Source organism: Nonomuraea monospora, from assembly GCF_039531895.1.
Lineage (GTDB): Bacteria > Actinomycetota > Actinomycetes > Streptosporangiales > Streptosporangiaceae > Nonomuraea > Nonomuraea monospora.
The window spans coordinates 151,908-167,351 of the sequence record NZ_BAAAQX010000029.1; the positions used below are offsets into that span (position 1 = coordinate 151,908).

Below are 15,444 nucleotides of genomic sequence, written 5' to 3' on the forward strand. Positions count from 1 at the left end.
TAGCTTTGACTAGCCTCACGATACATGAGAGCCATCACTGAGCGTGACATTCGCCGATCATTCATCAACTGCTCCAAGGGCGAGGCGCAGCGGCTCGGCATGCCCAAAGACCTCGACGACCAGCCATGGGACGATCTCGACTTCCTCGGCTGGCAGGATCCCGGCGCGCCGGAACGCACCTACCTGGTCGTCGACCGTGGCGACCGGCTGGTCGGGGTCGCGCTGCGGATGACGTCCGGCGGCGGGCGCGCCTTCACCGCGCGCAGCATGTGCTCGTTGTGCCTGACCACCCGCACCGGCGGCGGCGTGGTGCTGATGACCGCGCGCCGCACCGGCGAGGCCGGCCGCGCGGGCAACACCGTCGGGCACTACCTGTGCGGCGACCTGCACTGCTCGCTGTACGTGCGGGGCAAGAAGGAGTCCGTGGCCGGCGGCGGCCTGGAGGAGTCGTTGTCCCTGGAGGGCAAGGTGGCCCGCCTGCACGCCAACCTGGACGCCTTCCTGGCCAAGGTCACCGGCTGACGACAGAGGTGTTCAGACCGTCCAGGGTCAGCTTGAGTGTCGGGGCGATGGTGCCGCCGAAGCCGGCCCGCGCCTGCGCGGCCCCCGCGTACCGGAGATCCAGGCCCTGGTGTGATCGGTAGTTGGCGAAGCTGACCACGTGGAGATCCGGCAGTACCAGCCAGGCGTAGGCCTGGTCAGGTTGGCCGGCGGGGTTCCCGATCACGAGCCCGGAACCGTTGAGCGGCTCATACGGTCCGGTCAGGGTGGGCGCGGCGAAGCCGTACAGGCCGGTGGGCGCGCGGCCGGCCGGGTGGAAGGCGTGGCGCTGGGTGCAGAAGAAGAGGTAGTACCAGGAGTCGTGGACGATGACGTGCGGGCGTTCGAGCTCGTGGTTGACGCCTTCGGCCACGAGCAGGGGTGGAAGCAGTGACCAGCCGCCGTTTCGTGGCCCGGCCAGGGCGATGGCACCGGTGAAGGTGTCCTGCCAGGCGACGGACGCGGCGACGAGCAGATGGCCGCCGCCGTCGGCCGGATCGCGGAACCAGCCCGGATCGCGAAAGGCCCTGATGCGGCCCGGCGCCCCGTCGTCCTCGTCGGCCGGCAGATAGATCCGTCCGTCGGAACGCAGGATCTCGCGGTGCGGGACGTCCTGGCACAGCCTGATCCGGTCTCCGCCGGAGATCACAGCGGGACGGGCCTCGATGACGCTCTGCCGGTACGTCGGACGCGCTTCACCGCGCCGCCCGGCGGCCGTGTAGAACACCGACACGGTCCCGTCGGGACGGCGGATCGCCGATCCGGACCATTCGCGGCTGCCGGGCGAGGCCCCATCGGGGAAGGCGTTCCCCAGGTCCGCCCACTCGTCCCCCTTCTTGCCGAGCAGGCGGATCCTGGCCCGGTCGTGGCGCTCCTCGGGGTGGCCGAGGGCGGGAGCCGACAGGGCCATCCACAGCTCGCGGCCATCTGCCACGCTCGTCGAGCCGTCCTCCTCCTGGATCGGCCACAGATCCCACAGGTCGTGGCCGGGCAGAATCCGCGGCAGCGCCGCGGGGTCGATGACGGGCGCCGTGGTCGCCTCGTCCTCGGCGAGCAGGCCGAGGTGCCGGCGGGTCCAGCGCGCCGGCCGGTCACCGCTCACGTGGTGTCGCATGGACGACCTTTGCTTTCGCTCGTGGGATGGAGGCGGGCCGGCTTGCCGTCAGCCCTTCAGAGAGCCCTGGAGCAGGGCCTTGACGAAGTGGCGCTGGAAGATGAGGAAGATCACGAGTGTGGGGGTCAGGATGAGCAACGACCCTGCGCACAGCAACGGGATGTCGGTCCCCCACTGGCCCTGGAAGGCGCCCAGGGCTCCGGACATCGTGCGCTTGGCGGGGTCGTCCACCAGGACGATGGCCAGCAGGAACTGGTTCCACGTCCAGAGGAACAGCAGGATGCCCAGGGACGAGATCGCCGGCATGGCCAGGGGGACGTGGATGCGCCGGAACAGCTGCCACACGTTGGCGCCGTCCATGCGGGCGCTCTCGGACAGCTCGCCGGGCATGTTGACGAAGTGGGCGCGCATCCAGAAGACACTGAACGGCATGAACAGGCCGATGAGCGGCAGGATGATGGCCCAGCGGGTGTTCAGCAGCCCCATGTCGCGGATCTGGTAGTACAGCGGCGTGATGATGCCCTCGAAGGGGAGGGTCAGGCCCAGCACGAACAGCAGGAAGATCACCCGGCCGCCGATGACGCGCAGGTGGCCGATGGCGAAGCCGGCCATCGTGCCGAGCAGGATCGAGATCGGCACCACGCCCAGCACGATGAGGGCGCTCGACCACAGCAGCGCGCCCATGTTCGCGGCCTCGAAGGCGCGCGGGAAGTTGCCCCACTGCGGGTCGCCCGGCCAGGCGAGCCCCGCCGGGTAGGTGCCGGAGGGATGCAGGGCGGTGACGAACAGGCTGAGGAACGGCAGGAGCGTGACCGCCATCATGAGGATGAGCAGCAGCCTGCCGGTCCAGGCCTCCCGCCGGGCGGTGATCATTTGTTGCCGTCCTTGGCGAACCACTGGATGGGAAGGGCGCAGGCGACCACGAGGAGCATGAGGACCATGGCCAGAGCCGAGGCCGTGCCCACCTCGCGTTCGGAGAAGGCCAGGTAGAAGATCTGCAGCCCGGGCACCATGGTGGTGTTGCCCGGACCGCCCTGGGTGGCGATGTAGATGATGTCGAAGCTGGCCAGGGCCGCGATGACGGTCACGGTGACGCAGACCGCGATCTCCTGCCGGAGGCTCGGGACCGTGATGGAGACGAACTCCCGCCACGGGCCGGCGCCGTCGAGCCGGGCGGCCTCGTACAGCGCCGGGTCGATCTTGCTCATGCCGGCGAGGAGCAGCAGCGTGCAGAGGCCGAGCAGCACCCACGCGCCGATCATGCCGACCGCCGGCAGGGCGGTGGCGAAGTCGCCCAGCCAGGCGCGGGTCACCCCGCCGAGGCCGATGAGCGTGAGCAACTGGTTGACCACGCCGGTGGAGGCCAGCAGCCAGCTCCACGCGATGCCGGCGGCGACCAGCGGGATCACCTGGGGCAGGAACAGCACGGTGCGCGCCACGACGGCGAGCCGGCTGGCGGCGATGCGCCTGATCGTCGCCGCGATGGCCAGGCCGAGCACGACGGGGACGGCGCTGAAGAAGACGATGAGCTGGAAGGCGTTGACCAGCGAGTCGAACAGGTCGGGGTCGGTGAAGACCCTGCCGTAGTTGGCCAGCCCGACCCAGGTGGAGGCGCCGATGCCGTTCCAGTCGTACAGCGAGTACTGGAACGTCAGAGTGATCGGACGCAGGACGAACACCGCGTAGAAGGCGAGCGCCGGCAGCACGAACAGCCAGCCGATCAGGCCGCGCGCGCCGCGCAGCCTGCCGGCGGCCGGCCGCCGATGCGCGGACCGGGACGTCACCTGGCTCAGTTCCCTTCGAGCTGGCGGGCGTAGTCGGCCTGGACCGCCTTCAGCAGCCCTTGCGGCGTCTGCTGGCCGGCCACCAGCTTCTGCAGGCCGGGCGTCCAGCTCTTGGCGTAGATGGCGCCGGTGGCGTTGGCGATGAAGTCCATCGCGCCGTCGTCCTTGGCGATGTCCGCCCCGGCCGCCAGGGTGCTCGCGGTGACCTTGTCAGAGCTGACGGCCGGCATGTACGCGTCCGCCGGCCCCATCGGACGCGATCCGCCGATCTCGACGCCGATCTCCCTGGCCCGCTTGTCGGTGGCCACCCAGTTGAGGAAGAAGGCGGCGCAGCCGGCGTTCTTGGCGTTCGCGGCGATGCCGTAGGTGAGGGGCGCCGACATGGCGGCGACCTTGCCCCCTTGCTGGGCGGGCGGCATCAGGGTGAAGCCGACGTTGCCCGCCATCTGCTTGTCGAGGTTGCCCGACTCCCAGTCGCCGTTGAACATGAACAGGCCCTGGCCGTCAATGAAGCGGCTCATCATGGTCGCGTAGTCGACCGCGTTGACGTCCTTCTGGAAGTAGCCTGCCTTGATCCACTTCTCCAGGTGCTGGGCGGCCTGCAGGTTCGCCGGGGTGTCGATGGTGGCGCCGGGCTTCTGGAAGATCCAGTCGTTGATGGGCGCGGTAGGGCCGTAGGAGGCCATGAGGTTCTGCAGCGGGAAGGCCAGGCCGCCGGTGGCTCCGCCGTTGAACTGCAGGATGGGCGTGACGCCTGCCTGCTTGGCCTTGTCCAGCGCCTGGTCGAGCTCGGCCAGCGTGGTGGGCGGCGCCGGCATGCCGATCTGGGTGGCGAGCTTCTTGTTGTAGAACAGGCCGGTCATGCTCATGTTGAGGCCCAGGGCGTAGAGGGAGCCCTCGCCGCGCGGGCGGCCGCCCGGGCCCAGGCGCAGTTGTTCGAGCTGGGAGGCCGGCCACTTGTCCCAGCCGAAGGCCGTCGCGTAGCCGTCCAGGTTCTTCAGCAGGTTGTCCTTGACCAGCTCGGAGACCTGGGGCAGGCGCATGAGGTCGGGCGGGTTGTCCGCCAGCACGCGGGGGGCGTTCTGCGTGATGACCGCGAACTGGTCCTCGCGGATGTTCCACGTCACGTTCGGGTGCTGCTTGGTGAACTCGGTGGTCAGCGCCTTGGGCAGCGGGAAGCCGGTCTCGAAGTAACCGCTCATCGTGATCGGCGCCGAGCCGCAGGCAGGCGCCGCGGACACCGAGGGCGTGCCGGTGGCCTGCGGCTGCGCACTGTTGCTGCCGGGGGCCGCGCAGGCCGCGGCCAGCGTCCCCAGGGCGACCACCAGCGCGGCCCCGGACCTGCCGGGGCGGACTCGACGAGCCATGTCGATCTCCTCTGCTGCTGGGACGACCGGCACGCGGCAGATGTCCCAAGTACGTTGCTAAATCGGGTTAGCGCCCGATAGTCTCACCACGCGAGTCCTACGATGTCAACCCCTCGTAACACACTCTTGACGACGGGAGATCCGGTGAGCCCACGACGGGTCACGCTGGCCGATGTGGCCAAGGCCGCGGGCGTCTCCCGCACGACCGCCTCGCTCGTGTTATCGGGCCGCGGCCGTGAGCTACGGATCTCTCAGGACGTCGAGCACCGGGTGCTGAAGACCGCCGAGGAGCTGCAGTACCGGCCGAACATCGTCTCCAGGGGGCTGCGCACGGGCAGCAGCCGGACCATCGGCTTCGTCTCCGACACCGTCGCCACCTCACGACTGGCCGGCGACATGATCAAGGGTGCGCTCGAGGCCGCCAGGGACCGCGGCTTCATGCTGTTCATCGGCGAGACAGAAGGTGACGCCGAGCTGGAGCGCCTCCTGCTGCAGGCCATGCACGACCGGCAGGTGGACGGGCTCATCCTGGCCTCGATGTTCACCCGCGCCATCAAGGTGCCCAAGGCCGTCACGGCCGCGCCCGCCGTGCTGCTCAACGCCCTGCCCAAGCAGCCCTCTCCCCTGCCCGCCGTCCTGCCCGGCGAGGTCGAGGCCGGCCGCCGCGCGGCCCGCGTCCTGCTCGACGCCGGTCACCGCGACGACATCTACCTCATCGGCGCCGGGCCGCGCCTGCGCGACGTGCCCGCGGAGAGCGTCGCGGCGGTGGAACGGCTCATCGGCATCCGCGAGGCGCTCGGCGAGGCGGGGGTCAAGGTGGCCGGCGCTCGCACCTGCCCGGACTGGCAGCCCGAGCACGGCCTCACGGCGACGCGGGACCTGCTGCGAACCGCCCAGCCGCGTGCGCTGATCTGCTTCAACGACCGGATCGCCATGGGCGCCTACCAGGCGCTTGACGACTTCGGGCTCAAGGTGCCCTCGGACGTCTCCATCGTCTCCTTCGACGATCATCCGATCGCCTCATGGGTGCGGCCCCAGCTGACCACCGTGGCGCTGCCTCACTACGAGCTGGGCCGCAAGGCCGTGGACGTGCTGTTCACGGAGATCGAGCGCGACCGCTCCGCCGGTGACGGGGTGGGCGAGGTGCACCGGGTGCCGATGCCGGTCCGCCACCGCGAGTCCGTCGCACCGTCGTCCGCCACAGCCCGGACAACGGATGCTCAAGGGTGATGAGGAGGAGGTCGCTCCGGCCGCTCAGGCTTTCAGGATGGCCGACTCGATGCGCTCGGTGATCCATTGGACGGTCCGGCCGGCGCCTGGCTCGGCTGGGCACCAGCCGCGTCCGTTCCAGGCCCGCCGCGTGGACCCCGCCCGCGATGGGCTGCGTGACTCCGGCGTGGACGTGTGCGTGGTGGCCCCAAGGGCACCGGCTTGCACCTGGCCGCCGTACACGCCGCCCCCGCCCGCCTGCTGGAACTCGCGGGAAGCGTGTTCGCGGGCGTGTCATGGAGGAGCGGCCTCACCCATCGATTTGGGACACTATCGGCATAATGATCAACCAGTCATGCGATGGGAGTGTTGGTGCCGGGGAAGACGGAGTAGACCGCGAAGATCGAAGCGCGTTGCGGTGCATGCGGCGGCATCCTCGTCCGTCACGTGAACCAGTTCATCGACCGTGGGCGGCTGTGCTGGGATGTCGAGGCCGCCTGCCAGTCCTGCGGTGTCGGCTGGTGCGAGGGGTTCGGTTCAGATGAGACGCCGGAGGACATCCGCGCCGCCCTGCTGGCGGAGCACGGCCCGAGCCGGCTGCACGTGGCCGGTCCGGTGCCGAGCTTGGTACCGGTCCTGAAGGTGCTGCGGGAGGTGTGGAAGGTGTCGCTTCCCCGCGCCCGTGAACTCGCCGGCGACCTCACGAGCACCGGCCTGGCCGGGACGCTGGCGGAGATGGAGTTCCTGGCGATCCAGCTGCGAAGCCGCGGCGTCACAGCCGAGGTGAGGCCCGGAGACTGAGCCGATCTGGCCGGCACCAAGCGTCCGGCCTGCCGGGCAAGCGCTCGGGTCGCAGAATCGGCCGGACCGCAACTCATGACCCTCACACCAGCGGCTCAACCGAACAGCCTGTCCAGAGCGTCGGTGAACCTGCCCTGCGTGGCGCGTACCAGCCGGTAGTAGACGTAGTAGCTGTGCCGCTCGGTCTCCGCCCAGCCCGCCTCGGCCAGGAGTTTCAGGTGCTTGGAGACGGCCGGTTCGGTGAGCCCGATCAGCCCGGCGAGCTCGCGGGTGGAGCGCGACCGCCCGGCCAGGAGCTGCAGGATCTGCAACCGGGTGGGGTGGGCGGCGGCGCGCAGCAGCTTGAGCAACTCCTCCGAAGGGATGGGCGGCTGCGCCGTGCGCTGCATCGCGTCCAGCGCGTAGGTGATCTGCACGCTCTGCCGGTCGCGCCCGGCGCGGGGTTCCCGCCGGGCGCCGATCGTCAGCAGCGGCCAGGCGAAATGGGACGGCACCAGCAGGAGACGGTCCTGCGCGGTCAGGGTGATCTCCAAGGGAGCGAAGCCGTCGCGGGCAGGCGTCGAGGTGATCGACACGTCCGTCCCCTCCTGGACGACGCGCAGCTGGGGCGCGAGGCCCTCCAGCATGCGCACCATCCCGTCCTGAACTCCCGCCCGGCTGCGTGCGGCGATGTCGGCCAGCAGGTACCGCTGCAGGTTCGGCCACTCCTCGGCCACGCAGGTCTCCCAGTACGCGCTCAGAAACTCGGCGAACCGTTTCCGGGACCGTTCGGGATCCTCGACGAGTTCCCGCAGCACGCGCAGCGAGGCCGGGTGCCGTTTCCGCACCGTGTCCTCCGCCCGCTGACGCAGCGCGGGATCGGCGCGCACCTGCTCCAGCCGCACCGGGGCCAGTCGCCCGTTCACGGCCAGGGTTTCGGCGAGCAGGTGTTCGGCGTAGTGCTCCACCGGCGCCTCGCGCAGCGCGGCCAGTTCCTCCGGCCACGACGACACCTCATCGGGACGCCAGATGTGGGGCAGCACCAGGGGGCGGTCCTGGCACCAGTAGGCGAACTGGTCGATCTCGTTCCTCAATTCGGCGTCAAGCCGCTCACGGGTGCGCAGCGCCCAGGAGATGTGCAGCGGATGCCGCCTGACCGAACCCAGCACGTGCAGGCTGCGCAGCGCCTCGAGAGCCGGTGAGCAGCCGAAGACCACCGCGCCCACGGCTGACGCGGGCAGGCGTACGCGCATGTTCATCGCGCCACTCTAGCCTCGGGCTTTCGCGGTGAATTTCGCGAAGGTTGATCGACTACATGAGAAAAGTGCTTCTGAGCTGGGAGGATGGGGCTTGTCTAGAGTCCTGTCCGCGCCAGATCGAGAAGCACTTTCCACGTGAAGACTATCGCCTCCCATCGCACCATCACCGCCTCCGCAGACGGCACCGGGCTGCTGTCCCATGCCGGGAGCCTGCTGCTACTCAAGACCCTGCACGTCACCGGCCTGGACCGGGCGCTGTCGGCGCAGCTGGAGCGCTGGCGACCGGCCCGCACGGTGCACGACCCCGGCAAGATCGTGGCCGACCTGGCCCTCGCCCTCGCCCTCGGCGGCGACTGCCTGGCCGACATCGCCCTGCTGCGCGCCCAGCCCGACCTGTTCGGACCGGTCGCCTCCGACCCGACCGTCTCCCGGCTGATCGACCGGCTCGCCCGCGACGAGGCCAAGGCGCTCAAGGCCCTGCGCGCGGCGCGGGCCCTGGCCCGCGAGCGTGCCTGGCACCTGGCCGGGCACGCGGCGCCGGGCAGCGACGGCGAGCTGATCCCGCTCGACCTCGACGCCACCATCGTCATCGCCCACTCCGACAAACAGCACGCCGCGCCGACCTGGAAACACACCTTCGGCTTCCACCCGATGACCGTCTTCGCCGACCACGGCCCGGGCGGCTCCGGCGAACCCCTGGCCATCGTGCTGCGGCCGGGCAACGCCGGATCCAACACCGCCACCGACCACATCGAAGCCACCCGGCTGGCCCTAGCCCAACTCCCGAAGCACCGCCGACGCCAGGTGCTGATCCGCACCGACTCCGGCGGCGGCACCCACGAGTTCCTGACCTGGCTGACCAAGCCCGGCCGCCGGCTGTCGTACTCGATCGGGTTCGCCCTCACCGAGCAGATTCGGCAGGCCGTGCTCCGCCTGCCCGCCAGCGCGTGGACGCCCGCCTACGACGCCGACCGGCAGGTACGGCCCGGCGCCTGGGTCGCCGAGCTGACCGGCCTGCTGGACCTGACCGGCTGGCCCAAGAACATGCGCGTCATCGCCCGCAAGGAACGCCCGCACCCCGGCGCCCAGCTGCGCTTCACCGACGTCGACGGCTGCCGCGTCACCTGCTTCGTCACCGACGCCAAACAAGGGCAGCTCGCCGACCTGGAACTCCGCCACCGCCGCCGGGCCCGCGCCGAAGACCGCATCCGCTGCGCCAAGGACACCGGCCTGGCCAACCTGCCCCTGCACCACTTCGCCCGCAACCAGATCTGGTGCGAACTCGTCGCCCTGGCCTGCGAACTGCTCACCTGGATGCAGATGCTCGCGCTGCCCGGCACCGCCGCCCGCGGCTATGAGCCCAAACGCCTGCGCCTGCGGCTGTTCGCGGTGGCCGGACGGCTGGTGCGCGGCGGCCGCCGACTGCGCCTGCGCATCGCGGGGCGATGGCCCTGGGCCGGGGACATCCTCACCGCGCTGGACCGCCTGCAGGCCCTGCCCGCACCACCCTGACCAGCCACCCACCGCCCCTACGACCAGAAAGGAAACCCGCGGGCTCGTGGAACCCCGCCCACCCGGCGCGCCAGCCGGGCCGAAGCACTGACCGTCGCCCGGATTCAACCCTCAGCCAGACCGCTCAGCCGACCAATCCTTAGTCATGAAAGATCGAGGCTAGCGGGGTGAAATCCGATTAGCTGGTCCGCCAATCAGTTGGGGAAGATCGCCACGGTGCCCTACAGTCCCGTCTCGAACCACCCCGAGAAAGGGCTACCGTAATGACTGCCAGTCGTAGAGTATTTATCGGTGGAGCGCTCCTGATGGCGCTGGTCGCGGCAGGCCAGCCAGCCGCACAGGCGGTGGCCGACCCCTCGCCGGCGGATTGGCGCGCTTTTCATGAATACCTTGAGGAGCTGGCCGAGGCCGGGAAATTCTCCGGAACCGTGTTGGTGGCCAAGAATGGCCGGGAGGTGCTGAATAAGGGTTATGGAATGGCCGACGCGGCCAAGAAGAAAGCCAACACGCCGCAGACCAGGTTCAGCATCGGCTCGATGGGCAAGATGCTGACCGGCGTCGCGATCGCTCAGCTCGTCCAGCAGGGCAAGGTGTCCTTCCAGGACACGATCGGCAAGTACGTGGACGGGCTCCCGAGCGAGATCGCCGGCAAGGTCACCGTCCATCACCTGCTCACCCACACCTCCGGGCTGGGAGAGATCCCCGCTCACGACGGCAAGGGCGACCTCGACCTCGACGCCCAGCTCAAGGCGATCGCCCAGCAGAAGCTCCAGTTCGAGCCGGGCACCAGGTTCGGCTACAGCAACGCCGGCTTCGCCGTCCTGGGGGCGATCGTCGAGAGCGTCAGCAAGCAGCGCTACGACGCGTACGTGAGCAAGCACATCCTCAAGCCCGCGGGCATGCACGACACCTCCTTCGGCTCCCGCACCGGCACCTACACGCCGTCCAAGGTCGCGCGCATGGCCCACCCGTACGGGCTGTTCGACGCGAGCGGGAAGTGGGTCGGCGGGCAGGCAGCACCCGACGGCTCCCTGCCGGACGGCGAACTGCGGGACGTCGGCGACCAGGCCACCGGGGCCGGGCCGGCGGGCGGCGCCATCTCCACGGCGGGCGACATGCTGAAGTTCACCCAGGCGCTGCGGAAGCACAAGCTCCTCAACGCCAAGCTCACCGAGACGGTTCTGGAGGGCAAGGTAGAGACGGGCCCGCAGAACAAGTACGCCTACGGCTTCATGGACTGGACGCGCAACGGCGTGCGCGCCGTCGGCCACAGCGGCGCCACCATGGGGTACGAGGCGATGCTGGACGTCTTCGTCACCAAGGGCTACACCGTGGTCTTCCTCGTCAACCAGGACGGGGTCATGACGCCGCCCCTCAAGAAGGCCCGAGCCTTGATCACGGATTGATCTGTCCCGCGCTGGCCGTAGCCCGACGGCACACCTGCACCATTCGGACCCCAGAACACGTCGCCACGCCGGCATGGCCCGCGGCGAGCAGTCAAGAAAGGATGACATGTCCGAGGGAATGATCGATCGCCGCAGGTTCATCACCCTGGGTTCCGCGACCGCCGCCGGCATGGTGGGGCTTGCGCTGGTCCCCGCCGAAGCACGAGCCGCGTCCCAGGCCGACACCCGCGCCCGGCGCAGCGCGGCGACCTGGGAGAACCTCGTCGAGAAGTCCTCCTTCAACAGCGCCACCGCCTTCACCCAGGAATGGAACCACGGCTATCCCTGGGGCAGCTACCACAACGGCGCCGCCAAGATGCTGTCGAGCAAGGTCACGCTGTCCGGCGGGGTCCTGACCCTGACCGCGACCCGGCTGAGCCAGTCGACCGAGCAGAGCCCCAGCGCACCGAACGCCCCGATCTGGTACCACTCCGGCGCTGTCCATGCCAAGGAGCAGATCATCATCAACGACCAGTTTCCCGAGTACGACATCGAGGGCGAGTTCCGCACGGCGACCGGACAGGGCATCTGGCCCGCCTTCTGGACCACCGGCACCTACCCCGACTGGCCTCCGGAGAGCGACATCCTGGAGTACGTCGGCGACGCCACGAACCTCTTCAACACCTGGACCAAGGAGGCCGGCGAGAACGACCCCGCCGAACGCTACGAGCTCTCCGGCCACGACCCCGGCACCTGGCACAAGTACCGCGTGTGGATGGAGAAGGACGGCGACGACGTCCTGCTCGACTACTACTTCGACGGGGTGTGGAAGGCGAGCCACCGGGGGGTCGGCTGGGCCGGGATCCCGCAGTACCTGATCATCAACTTGCAGATGGGGTCCTGGGCCTCGGGCATCGAGGAGGGCGATGCCCTCTGGAGCCAGCAGCCCGGGCCGTCCGGTAACACCACGTTCCAGGCGCGCAACGTCTGGTTCGGCCGCACTCGCAACTATTGAGGCGTCTCTGGCAAGGCAGGGCGAGCCGAGCTGTACCACTGCACGGGACACAACCGCTCATCTGCTGGGCACGGCAACCCGCCGCCGTCGCGGCGATCGCCTTCCTGCGCATCAGGCTGCGCGGCACCCGTACGGGGCTGGCGGTGGCCGTGCTCATCCCCTCGTTGCCGGCTCCGGCGACCTGGGCGCCGCCGCGTACATCATGAACAGCGAGGGGCCGCGCGAGCCCGTACCGCCTGGATCAGCCGTGCCCCCGCCGAGTACGCCGGCCCCGAGCAGCCGGCCGACACCGCGTCGGTGCGACGAGCACGTGGTCATGGTGGGCGTCGGGTTCGCCTACCACCATGAGCCGTCGTCCGAGAAGTGGCGGGCGACGACTCACACCTTTCTCTTACCGTGAGTGCGTAGAACGATGTCGTGAACGAAAAACCTGCCGCAAAGGTGCTGGTCGTCGATGACGAGCCGAACATCCGCGAGCTGTTGTCGGAGGCGCTGGAGCTGAACGGCTTCACCGTGCGGACCGCCGCGGACGGCCGCCAGGCGCTGGAGGCGGTGGCCCGGGAGCGGCCCGACATCGTCGTGCTGGACGTGATGATGCCGGGCCTGGACGGGTTCGCGGTGGCGCGCAGGCTGCGCGAGGCCGGTGACAGCCCCATGGTGCTCTTCCTGACCGCCAAGGACGCGGTGCCCGACCGGATCGCGGGGCTGACCGCCGGCGGCGACGACTATGTGACCAAGCCGTTCAGCCTGGAGGAGGTGGTGCTGCGGCTGCGCGCGATCATGCGCAGAACGCGTACGGCGGAGGATCAGGTCGACGACGGCGTGCTGCGGTACGCGGACCTGGAACTGGACGAGCAGGCCCACACCGTGCGGCGGGCCGGCCGGGCGATCCACCTGTCGCCGACCGAGTTCAGCCTGCTGCAGTACCTGATGATCAACGCCGAACGGGTGGTCAGCAAGGCGCAGATCCTGGATCGGGTGTGGGACTACGACTTCGACGGCGCGAGCAGGATCGTCGAGTCCTACATCAGCTACCTGCGGCGGAAGATCGACGCCGATGGCCCGCCGCTGATCCACACGCTGCGCGGCGTCGGCTACCGGCTGCAGAGGCCGTCGTGAGAGCGGCCTGGCCGCTGCGGCATCGGCTGCTGGCCGCGCTGCTCGGGCTGTGCGCGGCCGGCCTGGCGGCCTTCGCGACGGCGAGCCTGCTGCTGCTCGGCCACTCGCTGCAGACCAAGCTGGACGCCCAGCTCACCGAGGTGGCCGCCACCTTCGGCAGGCGCCCGGTGCCCCTGCCCCCGCCGGTGGAGGTGAGCCGGGGCGCCGAGTTGCCGACGCAGTTCAGGATCGCCTTCTACACCCCCGCCGGAAATCTGCTGCGCAACCTTCCCGCCGAGACGTCCGACGGACCGGACATCCCCGCCACGATGATCTCCGCGATGCCTCGTGGCCCCGTTGACGTCTCCGCCATGACGGGGCCGGAGCAGTGGCGCGTCCTGGTGAGGAGCATGCCCGACGGCACCCGGATGGCGGTGTCGATGTCGCTGGAGCCCAACCGGGCGACCGTGCACCAGATCCTGGTCATCGAGATCGCGGTAGGCAGCCTGGTGCTGCTCCTGCTCGGCACGCTCGCCCTCGCCGTCGTACGGCTGGGGCTGCGCCCGCTGACCCGCATGGAGCGGACCGCCGAGGCCATCGCGGGCGGCGACATCGACCGCAGGGTCAGCGACACCGACCCGAACACCGAGACAGGACGGCTCGGCAGGGCGCTCAACATCATGCTGGAGCGCCTGGCGACCGCGCTGCGCGAGTTCGAACGCTCAGAACGGCGGTTGCGGCATTTCGTCGCCGACGCCTCCCACGAGCTTCGCACGCCGCTCACCTCCATCCGCGGCTTCGCCGAGCTCTACCATCACGGCCAGGGCTCCAGGGATCCGGCCGCCGAGCGGCTGCTGCGCAGGATCGAGGCCGAGGCCGCCCGCATGGGCGTGCTGGTGGAGGACATGCTGCTGCTGGCCCGGATGGACCAGGAGCCCACGCTGGAACCCACCGTGGTGGACCTGCACGTACTCGCGGGGGACGTGGTGCACGCCGCCCGGGCACGCGACCGCGAGCGGCCGATCCGGCTGATCGTCTCCGAGGAGCCGGTGTTCGTGCTCGGCGACGAACACCGGCTGCACCAGGTCATCGCCAACCTGGTCGGTAACGCCATCCAGCACACCCCTCCGGGGGCGGAGATCCAGGTCGGCATCGCCCCGCGCGCGGTCGCCGGCACTCCCCCGTCCGGGGTCGTCCACGCCGGCTCCGGACCCGTCCCCCATGTCAGGGCCGCGCTGATCGAGGTGCGTGACAAGGGGCAGGGCATCGACCCCGAGCACCTGCCGCACCTGTTCGACCGCTTCTACCGGGCCGACGCGGGCCGCTCGCGCGGCAGTGGCGGAACCGGGCTGGGCCTGGCCATCGCCGCGGCGCTCGTGCAGGCGCACGGCGGCCGGATCGAAGTGACGAGCGCTCCGGGCCGCGGCACCACCTTCCGCGTCGTCCTGCCGCTCGAACAGCCTCAGGACGGCTGAGCGCACCGGTCGTTCACCTTGACGTCAGACACGCTTCACACACTATTCCCAGTTTCGTGCTGTCAGATGTGTGCTGACGAAAGGGAGGGACATGCTGAAGAAGTTCCGCAAGCCTGCCGTTTCCGCTGCTGGCAGCGAGGAGCCAGTGTCCGGTGTGGAGGCGGGCGGCGACCTGGGTCACCGGCTGCGGGCGCCGAGCAAGCTGCACGCGTTCAACCGCTACGAGATCAAGTACCTGGTCGACATGAACGAGGCGGTCGCGCTGCGGGAGGAGATCGCGCAGCGGCTTGATCGCGACCGGCACAGCGGCGACAAGGGCTACGGCATCTGGAGCGTCTACTACGACACCCGGCAGCTCCGGTTCTACTGGGAGAAGATCGAGGGGCTGAAGTTCCGCAGGAAGCTGCGGGTGCGCCACTACGGCGACCGGTTCGCGGTGGAAGACGACACGCCGGTGTTCGTGGAGATCAAGCAGCGGGTCAACCGGGTCACGCAGAAGCGGCGGGTACGGCTGCCGTACCGGGACGCGCTGCGGCTGTGCAACGGGCGGCAGATGGTCGAGCACGACCCCTCCCAGCGGGCCTTCCTGGAGGAGGTGCTCGACCTGGTGCTCCGCCTCGACCTGCGGCCGATCGCGATGACCGGCTACCAGCGGCACGCCTACATGGGACGTGACGCCGACGTGGGCCTGCGGGTCACCTTCGACCAGCGCATCCGCGGCCGGGACCGGGACTTCCACCTCGGCGCCGACGCCGAGAACCGGCTCATCGTCCCCGCCGGCAAGTCGATCGTCGAGGTCAAGGCCAACGACCGGGTGCCGTACTGGCTGACCGACCTGACCGCCAAGCGCAACCTCCAGGTGGTGCGGGTGTCCAAGTACTGCCAGAGCGTCGAGGCGCACGGCCT

At 69.7% G+C, this 15,444-nt stretch carries 14 protein-coding genes; 9 read left to right on the forward strand and 5 right to left on the reverse strand.

All coding sequences use genetic code 11. The annotated features are described in order from the left end of the window. The first annotated feature begins 24 nt into the window (after positions 1-24). Positions 25-522, forward strand: coding sequence for an FBP domain-containing protein (locus tag ABD331_RS41670; RefSeq protein ID WP_344487932.1), 498 nt, complete (start codon positions 25-27; stop codon positions 520-522). Here ABD331_RS41670 and ABD331_RS41675 read toward each other — a convergent pair. Genes ABD331_RS41675 through ABD331_RS41690 form a run of 4 tightly spaced genes read right to left on the reverse strand, consistent with a single transcriptional unit; the run spans position 512 to position 4,805 of the window. After that, positions 512-1,654 carry a glycoside hydrolase family 68 protein gene (locus tag ABD331_RS41675; RefSeq protein ID WP_344487934.1) on the reverse strand — a complete coding sequence of 381 codons (1,143 nt, stop codon included), beginning with the start codon at positions 1,652-1,654 and terminating at the stop codon, positions 512-514. The genes ABD331_RS41670 and ABD331_RS41675 overlap by 11 nt on opposite strands. Before the next feature lie 48 nt (positions 1,655-1,702). Then, entirely contained in the window at positions 1,703-2,527 is an 825-nt protein-coding gene (locus ABD331_RS41680; protein ID WP_344487936.1) for a carbohydrate ABC transporter permease, read from the reverse strand. Next, on the reverse strand, positions 2,524-3,438 hold the full coding sequence (locus tag ABD331_RS41685; RefSeq protein ID WP_344487938.1) for a carbohydrate ABC transporter permease: 915 nt from the start codon (positions 3,436-3,438) through the stop codon (positions 2,524-2,526). Before ABD331_RS41685 ends, ABD331_RS41680 begins: the two co-directional genes overlap by 4 nt. A 5-nt stretch (positions 3,439-3,443) precedes the next feature. Next, on the reverse strand, positions 3,444-4,805 hold the full coding sequence (locus ABD331_RS41690; protein WP_344487940.1) for an ABC transporter substrate-binding protein: 1,362 nt from the start codon (positions 4,803-4,805) through the stop codon (positions 3,444-3,446). Between the two features lie 144 nt (positions 4,806-4,949). On the opposite strand from ABD331_RS41690, the gene ABD331_RS41695 reads away from it, so the two are divergent. Both ABD331_RS41695 and ABD331_RS41700 read left to right on the forward strand, forming a co-directional pair. Further along, positions 4,950-6,035 (forward strand): LacI family DNA-binding transcriptional regulator, encoded by a 1,086-nt coding sequence (locus ABD331_RS41695; RefSeq protein ID WP_344487942.1) that lies wholly within the window; start codon positions 4,950-4,952, stop codon positions 6,033-6,035. Between the two features lie 426 nt (positions 6,036-6,461). Continuing rightward, positions 6,462-6,815, forward strand: coding sequence for a hypothetical protein (locus ABD331_RS41700; protein ID WP_344487943.1), 354 nt, complete (start codon positions 6,462-6,464; stop codon positions 6,813-6,815). A gap of 95 nt (positions 6,816-6,910) precedes the next feature. Here the strand turns inward: ABD331_RS41700 and ABD331_RS41705 are convergent, their stop codons facing one another. Then, a complete protein-coding gene (locus ABD331_RS41705) occupies positions 6,911-8,053 on the reverse strand; it encodes an ArsR/SmtB family transcription factor (protein ID WP_344487944.1) in 1,143 nt (380 codons plus the stop codon). A gap of 135 nt (positions 8,054-8,188) precedes the next feature. Between ABD331_RS41705 and ABD331_RS41710 the strand changes: the two genes are divergently transcribed. The 6 genes from ABD331_RS41710 to ABD331_RS41735 all read left to right on the forward strand — a co-directional run. Beyond that, on the forward strand, positions 8,189-9,565 hold the full coding sequence (locus tag ABD331_RS41710) for an IS1380 family transposase (RefSeq protein ID WP_344487945.1): 1,377 nt from the start codon (positions 8,189-8,191) through the stop codon (positions 9,563-9,565). A gap of 305 nt (positions 9,566-9,870) precedes the next feature. Next, on the forward strand, positions 9,871-10,971 hold the full coding sequence (locus tag ABD331_RS41715; protein ID WP_344487947.1) for a serine hydrolase domain-containing protein: 1,101 nt from the start codon (positions 9,871-9,873) through the stop codon (positions 10,969-10,971). 106 nt (positions 10,972-11,077) lie between these two features. Next, entirely contained in the window at positions 11,078-11,965 is an 888-nt protein-coding gene (locus ABD331_RS41720; RefSeq protein ID WP_344487949.1) for a glycoside hydrolase family 16 protein, read from the forward strand. A 417-nt stretch (positions 11,966-12,382) separates the two neighbouring features. Then, positions 12,383-13,084, forward strand: a complete 702-nt coding sequence (locus ABD331_RS41725) for a response regulator transcription factor (protein ID WP_344487951.1) — start codon at positions 12,383-12,385, stop codon at positions 13,082-13,084. Beyond that, the gene (locus ABD331_RS41730) at positions 13,081-14,538 is read left to right on the forward strand and encodes a sensor histidine kinase (protein ID WP_344487953.1); all 1,458 of its coding nucleotides are present in this window, start codon (positions 13,081-13,083) and stop codon (positions 14,536-14,538) included. The genes ABD331_RS41725 and ABD331_RS41730 overlap by 4 nt, the downstream gene beginning before the upstream one ends. Positions 14,539-14,629: 91 nt before the next feature. Beyond that, positions 14,630-15,444 (forward strand): polyphosphate polymerase domain-containing protein (locus tag ABD331_RS41735; RefSeq protein ID WP_344487955.1); only part of this gene is annotated, 815 nt, incomplete at its 3' end.

Excerpts from the sequence above, each read along its gene's own strand:
- ABD331_RS41690 (WP_344487940.1), bottom strand. The coding sequence starts at position 4,805 with ATGGCTCGTCGAGTCCGCCCCGGCAGGTCCGGGGCCGCGCTGGTGGTC.
- ABD331_RS41670 (WP_344487932.1), top strand. The coding sequence starts at position 25 with ATGAGAGCCATCACTGAGCGTGACATTCGCCGATCATTCATCAACTGC.
- ABD331_RS41715 (WP_344487947.1), top strand. The coding sequence starts at position 9,871 with ATGGCGCTGGTCGCGGCAGGCCAGCCAGCCGCACAGGCGGTGGCCGAC.
- ABD331_RS41675 (WP_344487934.1), bottom strand. The coding sequence starts at position 1,654 with ATGCGACACCACGTGAGCGGTGACCGGCCGGCGCGCTGGACCCGCCGG.
- ABD331_RS41680 (WP_344487936.1), bottom strand. The coding sequence starts at position 2,527 with ATGATCACCGCCCGGCGGGAGGCCTGGACCGGCAGGCTGCTGCTCATC.
- ABD331_RS41705 (WP_344487944.1), bottom strand. The coding sequence starts at position 8,053 with ATGAACATGCGCGTACGCCTGCCCGCGTCAGCCGTGGGCGCGGTGGTC.
- ABD331_RS41720 (WP_344487949.1), top strand. The coding sequence starts at position 11,078 with ATGTCCGAGGGAATGATCGATCGCCGCAGGTTCATCACCCTGGGTTCC.